Annotated in this window: 15 protein-coding genes; 1 reads left to right on the forward strand and 14 read right to left on the reverse strand. The window is 56.7% G+C overall.

From position 1 onward, the window contains the following. The first annotated feature begins 31 nt into the window (after positions 1-31). Positions 32-232 (forward strand): hypothetical protein, encoded by a 201-nt coding sequence (locus PL263_RS02910; RefSeq protein WP_140912630.1) that lies wholly within the window; start codon positions 32-34, stop codon positions 230-232. Between the two features lie 12 nt (positions 233-244). Here the strand turns inward: PL263_RS02910 and PL263_RS02915 are convergent, their stop codons facing one another. The 14 genes from PL263_RS02915 to hflK all read right to left on the reverse strand — a co-directional run bounded on the left by PL263_RS02915 (position 245) and on the right by hflK (position 12562). Beyond that, on the reverse strand, positions 245-1186 hold the full coding sequence (locus PL263_RS02915) for a DUF523 and DUF1722 domain-containing protein (protein WP_278211622.1): 942 nt from the start codon (positions 1184-1186) through the stop codon (positions 245-247). A 14-nt stretch (positions 1187-1200) separates the two neighbouring features. Continuing rightward, positions 1201-1722 carry a lipocalin family protein gene (locus PL263_RS02920; RefSeq protein WP_278211623.1) on the reverse strand — a complete coding sequence of 174 codons (522 nt, stop codon included), beginning with the start codon at positions 1720-1722 and terminating at the stop codon, positions 1201-1203. Positions 1723-1726: 4 nt separating this feature from the next. After that, positions 1727-3112 carry a deoxyribodipyrimidine photo-lyase gene (locus tag PL263_RS02925; RefSeq protein ID WP_278211624.1) on the reverse strand — a complete coding sequence of 462 codons (1386 nt, stop codon included), beginning with the start codon at positions 3110-3112 and terminating at the stop codon, positions 1727-1729. Between the two features lie 5 nt (positions 3113-3117). Continuing rightward, positions 3118-3627 carry a hypothetical protein gene (locus PL263_RS02930; protein WP_140912634.1) on the reverse strand — a complete coding sequence of 170 codons (510 nt, stop codon included), beginning with the start codon at positions 3625-3627 and terminating at the stop codon, positions 3118-3120. Between the two features lie 21 nt (positions 3628-3648). Further along, complete coding sequence (locus PL263_RS02935) at positions 3649-4557, reverse strand: TIGR01777 family oxidoreductase (protein ID WP_278211625.1); 909 nt, start codon at positions 4555-4557, stop codon at positions 3649-3651. Between the two features lie 38 nt (positions 4558-4595). Then, a complete protein-coding gene (locus PL263_RS02940) occupies positions 4596-5237 on the reverse strand; it encodes a protein-methionine-sulfoxide reductase heme-binding subunit MsrQ (RefSeq protein WP_278211626.1) in 642 nt (213 codons plus the stop codon). After that, entirely contained in the window at positions 5237-6187 is a 951-nt protein-coding gene (gene msrP, locus PL263_RS02945) for a protein-methionine-sulfoxide reductase catalytic subunit MsrP (protein ID WP_278211627.1), read from the reverse strand. Before msrP ends, PL263_RS02940 begins: the two co-directional genes overlap by 1 nt. Before the next feature lie 51 nt (positions 6188-6238). Further along, positions 6239-7060, reverse strand: a complete 822-nt coding sequence (locus PL263_RS02950) for a sterol desaturase family protein (protein ID WP_140912638.1) — start codon at positions 7058-7060, stop codon at positions 6239-6241. 21 nt (positions 7061-7081) lie between these two features. Then, positions 7082-7537 carry a PAS domain-containing protein gene (locus tag PL263_RS02955; RefSeq protein WP_278211628.1) on the reverse strand — a complete coding sequence of 152 codons (456 nt, stop codon included), beginning with the start codon at positions 7535-7537 and terminating at the stop codon, positions 7082-7084. Positions 7538-7549: 12 nt separating this feature from the next. After that, a complete protein-coding gene (locus PL263_RS02960) occupies positions 7550-8047 on the reverse strand; it encodes an SRPBCC family protein (RefSeq protein WP_278211629.1) in 498 nt (165 codons plus the stop codon). A gap of 69 nt (positions 8048-8116) precedes the next feature. Continuing rightward, positions 8117-8542, reverse strand: coding sequence for a hypothetical protein (locus tag PL263_RS02965; RefSeq protein ID WP_278211630.1), 426 nt, complete (start codon positions 8540-8542; stop codon positions 8117-8119). 67 nt (positions 8543-8609) lie between these two features. After that, positions 8610-10523 carry an ATP-dependent zinc metalloprotease FtsH gene (gene ftsH, locus PL263_RS02970; protein WP_140912642.1) on the reverse strand — a complete coding sequence of 638 codons (1914 nt, stop codon included), beginning with the start codon at positions 10521-10523 and terminating at the stop codon, positions 8610-8612. Positions 10524-10538: 15 nt separating this feature from the next. After that, positions 10539-11402 (reverse strand): protease modulator HflC, encoded by an 864-nt coding sequence (gene hflC / locus PL263_RS02975; protein WP_140912643.1) that lies wholly within the window; start codon positions 11400-11402, stop codon positions 10539-10541. Continuing rightward, entirely contained in the window at positions 11399-12562 is a 1164-nt protein-coding gene (gene hflK / locus PL263_RS02980; protein ID WP_278211631.1) for an FtsH protease activity modulator HflK, read from the reverse strand. Before hflK ends, hflC begins: the two co-directional genes overlap by 4 nt. Positions 12563-12591: the final 29 nt, after the last annotated feature.

A 12591-nucleotide genomic window follows, 5' to 3' on the forward strand; every position in this document is an offset into this window, starting at 1 on the left:
AATCGGGCGCGAAGCCAACGGAGCGAAACCTATGAACGGAATTCGGGTATTAAGTCTGACGGTTTGCATATCGGCCGGTACCGCTTGCAGCGCCGATTGGGCCCAGCGCTTTGCCTACCACGCCGTCGAGAATGCCGGCCAATTGCAATGTCAAAAAGCCATGGCCAACGATTGCGAACGCCGGCCCGGCTACGACCAGTACCAAAAGGAGCGGCGCGAGTTGGACCGTTAGCGGCGGTGTCGATCAAATCTCGTTCAACAAGGCCAATTCCGCCGGATGCGGTTGCATGTAAAACGAGTTGTCGATGAAACTGTCCGGCTGGCGGCGGAAATGGTGGCGCAGCAGCGTCAACGGTACGATCAGCGGCACCTGGCCGATGCGGTAGTTTTCGATGGTGTCGGACAATTCCTGTTTGTCGTCGCTGTCCAGCGCCCGTTTCAAATAGCCTTGAATGTGTTGCAGCACGTTGACGTGGTTGCCGCGGCTGGCGACGATTTTCAGGCAGGCCATCAATTCGGTGATGTATTCGGCGGCGATCGCCTCGATTCGGGCATCGGTGGCGCCGGCAACGATGCGGCCCAGATGGCGCGCCCGGTTCTGGTCGTGGCTCATCGCGATCAGTTTGTGCCGGCTGTGAAAGGTCATCAAGCCGTGGGCGCTGAGGCCTTCCTCGCAGAGCTGCCGCCAACGCTGATAAACAAAAACCCGTTGAATGAAGTTTTCCCGCAAACCCGGATCGCCGAGCCGGCCCTCTTCTTCGACCGGTAGGTTAGGGAAGGCGGATTGCAGATAGCCGGCAAAAATACCGGTGCCGTTGCGGGCCGGTACTTCGTGTTTGTAAACCTTGACCCGGGTCATGCCGCAACTGGGTGAATCTTTTTTCAGGATGTAACCGCACAGGCCGTCCAGCCAGTTGGCTTGGCGGGCGGCAGCGTCGCGCAAACGGTCGGTGACGTCGAAGCTGTGGTCCTTGACGCCGACGCAGCGAATCCCATCGGCCGTTTCCCGCAGTTGCACGCAGGGGCGGGGAATGCCGAGGCCGGCTTCCACCTCCGGACAAAACGGCTTGAACGCGAAATAGCGGCCCAGCGTGCGTTCGATATAGCTGTGGTATTTGTGGGCGCCGTCGTAACGGACTTCGTGGCCCAACAGGCAACTGCTGATGCCGACCGGAATATTGTGCATGGGAGTCCTTGGAATCAATGCCGGGGCGCGGCGAAAATCAGTTGGTCGGTGGCGAAACCCTGGCTGCGAGCCTGATCCAGCAGGCTGTCCAGGATCGGCTGCGCCAGATCGGGCGTGCGCGCCAGAATCCATAAATAGTCGCGGTCGGGGCCGGCGATCATTGCATATTGGTAAGCCGTCTTGTCCAGCGCGATGATGTTGTAGGCGCCGTAAAACGGTCCGAAAAACGATACTTTCAGCCGGCCCCGGTCCGGGCTGTCGATAAAGTAGGCCTTGCCTTCGGCGCTGCGGCGCTGGTTGGTTTCGGCATCGAACCCGCTGTTCAGCACTCTGACGCCGCCGTCCTCGCGCAGGCTATATTCGGCGCGGATCTCGCTCAGACCGCGTTCGAAGCGGTGGTCCAACCGGGCGATCTCGTGCCAGGTGCCCAGATAGCGCGGCAATTCGAAACCTTCGACCACGGTCAAGCCTTCCGGTATGCCGGTGCAGCCGGTCGACAGTAGCAAAGTTAGTAACAGTATCGGAATCAATTGCATGGGCTCAGGCCTGTTGGTTGGAAAGTTGAATTTGATATTGGGCTTTGATGCGGCGGCTTTGCTCGGCATGATTTACCCGCGGCGGCGGATAATCGCCGGCCAGCGGCGCCTTTTCCCAGTTGTGAATGGCTTTGGCCGAATAAGGTTGCAGTTCCGGCAGCCAGGTCTTGATGTAACGGCAGTCGGGATCGAACTTTTTCTGTTGCAGCCAGGGATTGAAAATCCGGAAATAGGGTTGGGCGTCGCAGCCGGTCGACGCCGCCCACTGCCAGTTGCCGTTGTTCACGCAAGGGTCGTAATCCAGCAAATGTTGGGCGAAGTAACGTTCGCCCCAGCGCCAGGACACATGCAGGTCCTTGACCAGGAACGAGGCCACGACCATCCGCAGCCGGTTTTGCATCCAGCCGGTCTGGTTCAGTTCCCGCATCGCGGCGTCGACGATGGGAAATCCTGTTTGGCCGTTGGCCCAGGCCCAGAAATCGTCTTGGGCATTACGCCAGCGCAGGCCGTTCAGGCGGAGGTCGAAGGCGTGGCCGAAGACGTGCGGAAAGTGGTAGGCGATGTGGCTGAAAAAATCCCGCCAGTACAATTGGCGCAACAGCGCATGGTCCGGTCCAAGGTCAACCTGGATGGCCTGATGGGCTTCGCGTACCGAGCAGCAGCCAAACTTCAGATACGGCGACAAATGGCTGGTGGCGTCGAGTTCCGGAAAGTCGCGGGTCTCGCTGTAATCGCGCCGCGCAGTCAATGCCGATAACTGTTGCTGCGCCGCGCGCCGGCCGCCGGCAAAGGCATTCTGTTGCGGCCGGCTCAAGGTTTGCAGCAGCTCGGATCTTTCCATAGCGAGCGGCTCGCTGACCAGTCGGCCATTCGCCAGTCCGCTTGGTGCCGCCACCGGATTCTGGATAGCCTTTTTATAAAAGGCGGTAAACACCTGATAGGGCAAGCCTTTGCCGGTCAGTACATATTCCGGCTCGTTCAGCAACAGATCCGCGTGGCTATGAAAGTCCAGCCCCAGTTTTTGGCAGCATTGCTGAATCTCCTGATCGCGCTCGCGGGCGAAAGGGGTGTAATCGCGGTTGACGAACACGGCTTCGATGCGCAACTGCTGTTGCAGTTGTTCGACGACCGCTTCCGGTCGATCGCCGAATAGATAGAGGCGGCCGCCGTTTGCCAGACAGTCCGCTTGCAAATCGCTTAACGATTCCAGCATGAATTGCAGTGCCGGCCGGCTTTGGTAGGGATGGGCCTCGATCTGGCGCGGATCGAAAACGAAACAGGCCAGCACCCGCTGCGAGCTTTTCAATGCCGCGTTCAAGGCGGTGTTGTCGGTCAGACGTAGGTCGCGGCGGAATATAAATAAGGAAGTTCGGTAGCGCGGTGTGCTCATCGCGATCAGCAGTCGCCCCAATGGTTGGTCATCTGCAGGCAATTGAAGAAAATGTTGGGGTAATACTGGTAAATCACCCAGCGCAGCATCAAATCCAGAACCGCCGCAACGGTCAGCAAGCGGGCCAGCACCGCCCAATGGCGGGCGCCGGTTTTATCGGAGCAGCGCCAGACCGCACCGATCCAGTAAATCAAGGGTAGCGCCATGATGATATGCATCGTCACCCAGCTGGCGACGGTGAACTCGCCTTCCTGGATTCGATAATCGATCAGGAACAGCACGGCGTTGTACAAAACGAAAAACGGATAGAACGCGTCTTTCAAGCGCAGGTAACCCAACCAGCTCCATTGCAGGTAATAGTAAAGGCTGGGCGGTTCGCGCTCCTCCCATGCCTCTGCCGGTTCCGGCGTCAGGTAAAACACCAGCAGGCCGAGGCCGATCGCCACCAACAAGGCTTCGTACCATCTGATGAACGAGGTAAAGGCAAATAACGCGGACAGGCTGTCGATCAACATGGGATTACCGATCTTTTCGGGTCAGGAGTTATGCAAAATCGCGTCGAGCGCGGGGCGCAGCCGACTATACTGAAACTCGAAGCCTTGTGCCAACAGGCGTTCCGGTTTCACCCGCTGGCTGCCGAGCACCAAGGCGGCCATTTCGCCGAGCAACAACTTCAACAGTCCGGCCGGTAACGGCAGTAACATCGGTCGGCCCAACACTTCGGCTAAGCTCAGGCTGAACTCGCGATTAGTGACCGGTTCCGGCGCCGTGGCGTTGTAGGCGCCGCTCATGGTCGGATCGGCGATCATCGCTTCGGCAATGTCGAGCCAATCATCCAGGTGAATCCACGACATCCATTGCCGGCCGTTGCCCATGCTGCCGCCCAGGCCGAGTCGGAACGCCGGCAGCATGCGTTGCAACAAACCGCCGCCGCGGCCCAGCACCAGACCGGTACGGATCAGGCAGACCCTGCTGCCGTGATCCGCGGCGGCCAATGCCGCGGCCTCCCAGTCGGCGCACAATTGTTGGGCGAAATCGGTTTTGGCCGGACTGGTCTCGCTGAGTACGCTATCGCCCTGGTCGCCGTAAATGCCGATCGCGGAGCCGTTGACCAACACCGGCGCTTTGCTGCCGGCGGCGATCCAGGTGACCAGCGCTCGAGTCAGTTCGATCCGGCTGTCGCGTAAAATCTGTTTGCGGGCTGCGGTCCAGTACCGGTCGAAAATACCGGCACCGGCCAGATTCACCACGGCGTCGAAGGCGCCGGCGTCGGGCAGGTCGGCGAAGCGGGTGACCGCGCCGACAGCGCTGCCGAATTGCTGGCGAATCTTTGCCGCGTCGCGGCCAAATACGGTGACAGTGTATTGTTTGGCCAACAAGCGGCGGGCGAGGGCGCTGCCCAAGAAGCCGGTGCCACCGGTGATCAAAATCGAGGTTGAGGTCATGGCGATTTCTCCAAACTTATCGGCAACAGGCTGCTGGCTTAGTCGGCCCGGTCCGGGTTAGCGGCTTGAGGCTTGGCAGCCGCGGTTTGCCCGAAACGGCGGTTTTTCAGCCAAACCAAGCCGCGGAAACCCATCAACATAGCCAGTACCAATAAATAGAACAGCGGTTCCGCCAAATTGCCCTTCAATTGCCAGAAGTAATGGACGATGGCCGCGGCCGCCGCCAGATAAATGTAACGGTGCAGTTTCTTCCAGGTTTTGCCGAGCCGCTTCTTGGCGACTTTGGGCGAGGTAACCGCCAACAGGAATAGAATCAGGTAGGCCAGCAGGCCGAACCACAGATAACTGCTTTGCAGAATATCGATGCCGATCAGCGGCCAAACCCAGGCCTGGTCGGCACTCAAATAACCGAGCAGGTGCAAGGTGGCATAGAAAAACGCGGTCAGGCCGAACAGTTGGCGGTAGTCGGTCATCCCGCGCCAATTGGTCATGGTTTGCAGTGGAGTGATAGCCAGTGTGATGCATAAAAAGCGCAACGACCAGTCGCCTAGGTAAATATGCATTGCCTGAATCGGGTTCGAGCCCAAACGGTTCCAGCCGATTTCCAGCAACAGCCACAGGAGCGGTGCCGCGCAGCTTACCAGAGTGATCGGCCAGAGCCGGTTGATCAGGGCGTCCATCAGAAGAAATGCCCCAGGTCCATATCACTGTACAAGCCTGCCACCTGTTCGCCGTAACCGTTGAACAATTCGGTCCGCCGCCGCGGCGTGAAAAAGTCGGAGCCCAGCGGCCGCTCGCTGGCCTGACTCCAGCGCGGATGCGGCACTGCCGGATTGACGTTGGCGTAGAAGCCGTATTCTTCGGGCGCAAACCGGTTCCAGCTGGTTTGAGGTGGCCTCCGGCACAGTTCGATTCTGACGATTGCTTTGGCGCTCTTGAAGCCGTATTTCCACGGCACCACCAAACGCAAGGGGGCGCCGTTCTGTTTGGGCAAGGTTTCGCCATAGGCACCGACCGCCAGAATGGTGAGCGGATGAACCGCTTCGTCGATGCGCAAGCCTTCTTCATAGGGCCAAGCCAACATGGCTTGTTGCCGCAGCCGCGGCATCGCTTCCGGCTGGCTGGCGCTGATGAATTTGACGAACTTGGCGGACGACAACGGTTGTGCCAGCTGTAACAAATCGCTTAGGGCAAAACCGACCCAAGGCACGACCATGGACCAGCCTTCCACGCAGCGGAAACGATACAGGTATTCGCGCAGTGGAAAGCGTTTCAGCAAATCCTCCACCCGGTAGCTGAGCGGATTTTCGACCTCGCCGCCGATCTCCACCGACCAAGGATCGATCCGCAATCGTTGAGCCAAACGGGTGCTGTCTTCTTTATTGAAGGCAAACTCGTAATAGTTGGTGTAATTCAGCATCAACTCGGCTGGGGTTGCTGTCAAACCGACAGTTTGCGGACCGCCGGACGGTAGAGCCAACCAGTTTCGCGGCCTTGCGTTGGCGGTGTCTGCGGCGGAAACGCCTACCGCAAGCGCGGCGATGGCCTTCATTAAGGTACGGCGTTGCCTGAATACTGCCGGATCGGTAATCTCGCTGCTCGGAATGGGTTGGCGGGTTTGAATCAACATAGTTGCGGCCGACAGTAGGAGGCGAGCCTCGCGCTCAGACGTTACCGGACCTTATTTCTTACCTTTCGGAATCCAGCCGAGCAGTTGGCGGATTTTCCGTTCGGTAATGAAGGCCAGCGAAAATAACTGGATGAAGTTCTCGGCTTCGATCAGATCCAGGCCGATATTGGCCGGGACCATTTCTTTGCGGGTGCCGAACATCCGGTCCCACAGCGCCAGCACGATGCCGTAATTGCTGTCGTGTTCGCTGCGTAGCGTGGAGTGATGGGTGCGGTGTAACGCCGGGGTGATGATGAATTGCGATAGCGCATCTTCGTTCGGCACGCGGATGTTGGCGTGGTGGAAAAAGATGAAAAACAACTCGACGATTTCGATCGACAGCACCAAGTAGGCATCGACGCCGATCACCACCACGAACAGGCACTTGTAGCCGATTTCCAGCAGTAAATCGAACACGTGAAACCTGAAGCCGGTCGACACGTTAAACGACTTGTCGCTGTGGTGAATCTTATGAAACCGCCATAAATACTCCGATTTGTGGCTGGCATAGTGCCAGGCGTAAATCGCCAGATCGAAACAGGCGAAAGCCAGCAGCCATTTCAGCGGTCCGTTCGGCATCGCACTCAATAAGCCGTGCCCGGCGAATTGCTGAGCAACCAGAAACAAAGATGAGGCTCGCAGAATGGCCAGAATCAGGTTGTTTACCAGGAAGGCCATGGTGTTGGTGACAATCGACTCCTTATACACCTTGGGTGGGAAATAGCGGTAAGGCCGTTTCTTTTCCAGCGCCAGCAAGAACAAAAAAGCCAGTATCGCCAAGCCGAACAGGCCTTGGTTGAATAACATGCCGTTTTCACTGCCGATTGCGTTCATGGCGTCACCGGTTGCTTGTAGTTAAGGGCGCGAGCTAGCGTTCAGTAGGTCGGTCAGACTTTTGATTTCGGTATCGGCATCGACCTGATGAGTAATGTCGTATTGCACGCCGAGGTAATAAATAACCCGCTGTTTACGGTCGAACAACGGCACGATTTTGAGCCGGTTATGAAACAAGCTGCCGTCCTTACGGTAATTGCGCAGCGTGACTTCGACCGCTTCGTGGCGCTGCATCGCCTCCGCAATTTGGAAGCGCGCTTCTTGGTCGCGGTCCTTGCCTTGCAAAAACCGACAATTGTGGCCGATGATTTCGTCCTGGCCATACCCGGTCAAGCGTTCGAAGGCTTTGTTGGCATAAACGATCGGTGCGTCTTCTTGGTCTGGGTCGGCAAGCGTCACGCCATTCACGCATTCGTCAAGAATGGCCGACAACACTTGCGGAATCAGTCCGTTATCTTTTTCAACGACAAAAGCCATAAATACACTCCACTAAGCTTGGGCTGTTGGATTGGAATCGTACATAATCAGATTTTTGATCTGTTCTACGGTGTTTTCCGCGCCTTCTTCGATCGCGCAACGGATCAGTTTTTCGAAAGGCCGCATGAATATGTCCAGTTGCAGAAATTCGAACCGGAAGGTAAGGCGGGTCTGCGGCCGGTCGCCCTCCGGCTGTAGCAGGTAACTTTGTCGGTAAGGCTGAGTCAGGCCTTGCACGGCCAGCTTGGTCAGGGGTTGGTACTCGGCGATTTCGAATACCGATTCGACTTCTTCGCCGCTGTCGTGGCGAATCTGCCGGGCTTTGGCGCCGACAAAGACTTGTTCGCCGTCCAATGGCTCGAAATCCACCAAGTCTGCCGCCCATTTTGGATAATTTTCAAAAAAGCCGTGGCCGACGAACTCGAATACCTCACTTAATGGTTGTTCTATCTCGATACTGGCCTCGGCGGCCACCGGTTTGTTGGCGTCGAACGGTAGTTTGATTTGCATTGCTGCTTCCCCCTGGTTGGCGGCGCTGAGAAAACGCCAGGTGAGGCCGGACTTTCCTGTCCGGTCTGCTTATGATCGCGGCCGCGGATCGCGCAGCGCGGCGCATCCTCCGTAGAGTAAATGCGATAAACCGGAGTAAACCAAAAGCTGGCGGTAGTTGTCGTCTACTTCGATCTGGTTGATCGAACAATAGAACTCAAGCGAGGCAATCAACAACAGAAAAAATATGCCTAATGCCGCCAACGCTTCCGGCCGGTTGTCCAGTTTGTAGAAACTATAGACCGCAACTTGCATCAAGCACAGATAAAACATCATCAGCCGCATGTTATTGGCCAATGGCCCGTACAAATCGCTGTTATCGGTAAAAAATAGCGGATTGCCGAGTATGGCGGCGATGCCGCCGATCAGTAGCGTAATCACGGCGGCATTGAAATTGACCTGCAACACCAGCTGCAAAAAATTTAAGGTTCTAACGGATGCTGTTTGGTTTTGCATATTGCTAACCTCTGAAAAAAATACCCTCCAGGAGTACAGCGTTTGGAGGGTACATAGAGGAGGACTGTTAAGAAGCGAGTGCGCTTCCTTGACTGATTTGGCCGTCGGCTTCGCTGGAGAGTTCCGGCTGGTCCGTCTCGGCTTCGAAAGTCATTTCAGGTTCAGGTTCCGGTTGCGGCGGTTCGATCATCCGGCCCTGCATCAGTTCGTCGATTTGGAATTTATCGATGGTTTCCCAATCCATCAGGGCTTGCGCCATGTTGTGCAGGATCTCGATGTTTTCCTTCAGGATGTTCTCGGCGCGCTTGTAATTGCTGTCGATCACATGCCGGATTTCTTCGTCGATGGTTTGCGCCATTTTTTCCGACATCGGTTTGGCTTGCGGCCCCATGTACCCGCCTTCGCTATCGCCGTAGTCCATCGGACCCAACCGCTCGGACAAGCCCCATTTGGTCACCATATTGCGGGCCAGTTGGGTGGCGCGCATGATGTCGTTGGAGGCGCCGGTAGTCACTTTGTTTTTACCGTAGATAAGTTCTTCGGCAACCCTGCCGCCGAACAGACTGGCGATCTGGCTTTCCAGTTTGTCTTTGGAAGCGCTGTACTGATCGCGCTCCGGCAAGAACATGGTGATGCCCAGGGCGCCGCCGCGCGGCATGATGCTGACTTTGTAAACCGGGTCGTGCTCGGGTACATTGCGGCCGACGATCGCGTGGCCGGCTTCATGGTAAGCGGTCATCAACAAGTCTTCCTTAGACATGATCATCGTCCGTTTTTCGGCGCCCATGATCATTTTGTCGCGCGCTTTGTCCAGGTCGTTCATGGTCACGACTTTCTTATTATTGCGTGCCGCGAACAAGGCGCCTTCGTTGATCAGATTCGCCAGTTCAGCGCCGGAGAAACCCGGTGTGCCGCGCGCCAAGTCGGTCAGATTCACGTCTTCGGATAGCGGTACCCGGTCGCCGTGGACTTTCAGAATTTGCTCGCGGCCTTTGATATCGGGCAAACCGACTTGGACCTGGCGGTCGAAGCGGCCCGGCCGTAACAGGGCTTTGTCGAGAATGTCCGAGCGGTTGGTCGCGGCGATGACGATGATGCCTTCGCTACCACTGAAACCGTCCATTTCTACCAGCAACTGGTTCAGGGTTTGCTCGCGCTCCTCGTTACCGCCACCCATGCCGGCGCCGCCGCGTTGGCGGCCAACCGCATCGATCTCGTCGATAAAGATGATGCAAGGCGCGCGTTTCTTGGCTTCGGTGAACATGTCCCGCACCCGTGCCGCACCGACGCCGACGAACATCTCGACGAAATCGGAACCGGAGATCGAGAAGAAGGGGACGCCCGCTTCGCCGGCTATGGCTTTGGCCAGCAGCGTTTTACCGGTACCCGGAGGGCCAACCATCAACACGCCGCGCGGAATCTTGCCGCCCAGAGCTTCGTATTTGCCGGGATCGCGCAGGAAATCGACCATTTCTACCACGTCGTGCTTGGCTTCTTCGCAGCCGGCGACGTCTTTGAATCGGATCTTGATCTGGTCCTCTGCCATCAATTTGGCCCGGCTTTTGCCAAACCCCATTTGGCCGTCGCGGCCGCCCATCGCTGCGGCCTGCTTGCGCATGAAGTAGACCAGCACGGCGATCAGCAACAGGGTCGGCGCCCAGGAAATAAAGATTTGCATCAGGGTGGACGGTTGTTGCGGTTTTTCCACCTTGATTTTCACCCCGTATTCCAGCAACTCGTCGATCATTCGCATGTCGTTCGGGTTGTAGGTGGAAAACCGGGTGCCGTTCGGACGGCGGCCGTCGACGTAATTGCCGTCGATCACCACTTCTTCGACCGCTTTGTTGCGAACGTCTTCGATAAAGTCGGAATACGAAATTTCGTAGTGCGGATCGTATTGCGGCATGCCGCGGTTGAAAATGGCCGAGATGATCAAACCGACCGCAGCGAAAATCGTCAGAATAATGAAATACTTTTTCATGATTTCGCTCCGGTGTTATTTCTCGCTGGAGAAATATTTGAAGAAATCGGAGTTCGGCTTCAGCACCAAGGTATCCTGCGTTTTTTCGAAGGAGGTTTGATAGGCCTGCAGACTGCGGTAGAACGCGTAAAACTCCGGATTTTTGCCGAAACTCTTAGCGTAAATCTCGGCCGATTGCGCGTCGCCGCGACCGCGGATATTCTCGGCGTCGCGTTGGGCATTGGCGACTATCACTTGTTTCTGCTTATCGGCTTCGGCGCTGATCTGCTCGGCGCTTTCCGCACCCTGCGAGCGGAATTCGCGGGCGACCCGCTCCCGTTCGGCGCGCATGCGCTGGAATACCGAGCTACTCACTTCCTGCGGCAGATCGATCCGTTTGATGCGGATATCGATCAGCTCGATGCCGAACTTCTCGGCGGTCGGCGACAACTTGGCCAACAGCGTTTCGCGTAATTCGCTACGGTCTTCCGAGATCAATTGCTTGATGGTACGCACGCCGAATTCGCTGCGCATCGCGTCTTTCATGATTTGGTCGAGGCGGAGATTGGCTTGAAACTCGTCGCCGCCGACCGTGGTATAAAAGAGGCCCACATCACCTATCCGCCATTTGGCGAACGAGTCGACAATAACGTTCTTCTTTTCGGAGGTAAGAAAACGCTCGGACTTGGCGTCCAAGGTCAGCACGCGCGCATCAAACGTACTGACATTATTGATGAGGGGGGCCTTAAAGTGGAGTCCGGGCTTGTAGTCGGATTCGACCATCTCGCCGAGACGAAACAGAATGGCTTTCTCGTGTTCCTTCACGTAGAAAACCGACATGTAACCGAGTACCAACAGGGACAGACCGGCTGGAATCAAAATTTGGGTTCTGCTGCTCATTGTTTGCTCCTGCTTGGGCGTAATTCTGTGCCGACGGTTTTGCGGACCGCGCCTTTATCGGCGTTGTGCGGTTCGGATACCGATTCGACTTCGTTATTGCCGGCTGCGCCGGTGCCGTGTTGTTGGAAGGTTTGCGGCATCGGCATGTACAGCGTTGGATTGGTATTGTCGGCTTCGAGCATCACTTTGTTAGTGTTGCTGTACAGTTTTTCTTTGGCTTCCAGGTACAGGCGCTTGCGGGTGATGGCCGGGCTTTTTTCGTATTCCACCAGCAGTTGGTCGAAGCGTTCGGTTTCGCCTTTGGCTTTGGCGACTTTTTCCGCTTCGTAGGCTTCGGCTTCCTGCACAATCCGTCCCGCCGCACCGCGGGCCTTCGGAATCACTTCGTTGGCGTAGGCTTCCGCTTCGTTGATCAGGCGTTGTTTATCCTCGCGGGCGCGGATGGCGTCTTCGAAGGCGCCTTGCACTTCCTCGGGCGGTTGCGCATCTTGCAGATTGACGCTGGCGATGCTGATACCGGTTTTGTATTCATCCATACCGGCCTGAATCTGTTCCTTGATTTCGGCAACAATCTGGCTACGGCCCTCGGTCAGGACGAAGTCCATACTGTTGCGGCCGATCACGGCCCGTTCGACGCTCTCGGTCAGTTGTTTCAACGTGTTTTCGTTGTTCTTGACGTTGAACAGATAATCTCTGGCGTTATTAATTTGGTATTGAACCGCTAAGCGCACGGCGATGATGTTTTCGTCGGCGGTCAGCATTAACGACTCTTGCGGAATCAGCGACGATTTGCTGACACGGCTGCTGTCGGTATAGCCCACTTCAATGAAGCGTTGCTGTTCGACGTTGACGATAGCCACGTTCTCGAACGGCACCGGAATGTGCCAGTTCGGGCCGGGCATCGTGGTTTCCGAGTAGGCGCCGAAGCGGGTTACCACGCCGCGGTTGCCTTGGTCGACGATGTAGAAGCCGCTGGCCAGCCAGACCACCGCCAAGGTGCCGCCGAACGCAGAAGCCACTTTGCCGGTGGAAAACATGCTTTTGTGGCCGTTGAAAAAATCGCCGGTCTTTTCCGACACCTGCTTCCAATACTTGTCTATCTCCAGCCTCCAATCCGGTTGTGGCGTCTGCTTACTGGTATTGTGTTTTTCTGATGACATAATCACTCCTCTTGTAGTGTTCGCCTGAC

The sequence above is a fragment of the Methylomonas sp. EFPC3 genome, from assembly GCF_029643245.1.
Lineage (GTDB): Bacteria > Pseudomonadota > Gammaproteobacteria > Methylococcales > Methylomonadaceae > Methylomonas > Methylomonas koyamae_B.